Source organism: Actinomadura sp. GC306 (assembly GCF_004348665.1).
GTDB lineage: Bacteria > Actinomycetota > Actinomycetes > Streptosporangiales > Streptosporangiaceae > Spirillospora.
Map to the genome: position 1 here is coordinate 1 of NZ_SMKM01000519.1, position 1,654 is coordinate 1,654.

The 1,654-nt window shown below is 69.7% G+C and carries 3 protein-coding genes; 2 read left to right on the plus strand and 1 reads right to left on the minus strand.

The window, feature by feature from the left end:
* Together E1200_RS33210 and E1200_RS33215 are read left to right on the plus strand one after the other, a co-directional pair.
* Window positions 1-666, plus strand: a 666-nt coding sequence (locus tag E1200_RS33210) for a HAMP domain-containing sensor histidine kinase (protein ID WP_131956621.1), incomplete at its 5' end; no start/stop codon positions are given.
* 68 nt (window positions 667-734) lie between these two features.
* Window positions 735-1,358: an acetate uptake transporter gene (locus E1200_RS33215; RefSeq protein ID WP_165950568.1), complete on the plus strand. Its 624-nt coding sequence runs from the start codon at window positions 735-737 to the stop codon at window positions 1,356-1,358.
* 1 nt (window position 1,359) lies between these two features.
* Here the strand turns inward: E1200_RS33215 and E1200_RS34250 are convergent.
* On the minus strand, window positions 1,360-1,654 hold a 295-nt coding region (locus E1200_RS34250; RefSeq protein WP_207933674.1), incomplete at its 5' end, for a hypothetical protein.

Below are 1,654 nucleotides of genomic sequence, written 5' to 3' on the forward strand. Positions count from 1 at the left end.
GCCCGCAGCCGCTCCGAGGCCCGCGTCCGCGAGTTCGCGGCCGACGCGTCCCACGAACTGCGCACCCCGCTGACGACGATCCAGGGCTACGCCGAGCTGTACCGGCACGGCGCGCTCGGCCCCGCCGAACTGCCCGACGCCATGCGCCGCATCGAGGACGAGGCCCGCCGCATGAACAAACTCGTCACCGACCTCCTCGACCTGGCCCGCCTGGACCGCGAGGCGTCCCTGCGCCCGGCCCCCACCGACCTGGTCGTCCTCGCCCGCGACGCCATCGCCGACGCGGCCGCCGCCGACCCGGACCGCCCCCTCACCCTGGACGCCCCGGACACCCTCCTCGCAACGGTGGACGAATTACGAATACGCCAGGTTTTCGCCAATCTTCTGGCAAATATCCGCACGCACACTCCGGCTGGGACACCGGCGACCATTCACCTGGCTCCCGGTCTCATCGAAGTGACCGACAAGGGCCCCGGAATGTCGGCCGCCGACGCCGCCCGCGCCTTCGAACGCTTCCACGGCACCACCGGAACGGGTCTCGGCCTCCCGATCGTCGCCGCCATCGCCGCAGCTCACGGCGGCCAGGCCGAACTGCTCTCCGCCCCGTCCCGCGGGACGACCGTCCGGATCACGCTCCCGCACTCCGTCAATTCCGTTCAAAACTAGCCGGGCAGCGGGAAACCGCCCGGAACGCGGGCAGGCTTATGGGGAAATGCCTACATCCAGGAGGCACCATGTCCCAGGCCGAGCAAGAATCCCGGACACAGCTCACCGCCGCGGACCCCGTCCCGCTGGGCTTGGCAGCCCTGGCCGTGACGCTCTTCCTCTTCTCCGCCAAGAACGCCGGCTGGACCAACGGCACCGACGCCTGGCTCGGCTACGCCCTCGCGTTCGGCGGCCTCGTCCAACTCCTGGCGGGCATGTGGGCATTCCGCAACCGCGACGTCTTCTGGGCCACGGCCTTCTCCTCCTACGGCGCCTTCTGGCTGGGCCTCGGCCTCTACGTCGTCCTCCTGGCCGGCGCCACCGACCCCGCCGAACAGGCCAACGACCTCGGCTGGATCATGCTCGCGTTCGCGATCCTCACCGCCTACCTGCTCCTGCTCAGCACCCAGATCAACCAGGCCGTCCTGGCCATCTTCATCAGCCTGGAGGCCACCCTGATCATCCTCTTCATCGGCAACCTCGCCACGACCGAGACGACCGTCCAGATAGGCGGCTACATAGGCGTCCTGGCCGCCCTGTGCGCCTGGTACACCTCAGCCGCCACCCTCCTCAACGCCATGCTCCGCCAACCGGCCCTGCCGCTCGGCGAACCCGTCCTGACCGACCGCCTCCCCGCCTCCCGCCGCCACTGACTCAGCGCTTGGGAGGCCCGAAGTCGCCCCAGTAGACGAAGCCGGAAAGCGAGTCGACTTTCCGGGGCGGCGAACCCGAAGCACCCTCTGAAGTCGGCACGAGCTTCCACTCGTCCTCCCACTTCACGGTGGTGGTCCTGGCCACTCGTCCATCATTCACCGGGTCCCGCGACACCGTTCCGATCACCGCGGTCTCCGGCGTGTAGGAGACGACGCGGAACCCCGTGATCTGTGGCGCCTCATCCGCCGGAACAACCTGGCCGGACGCCCGCTCCCGCGCGTAGGCCGCCTTCCCC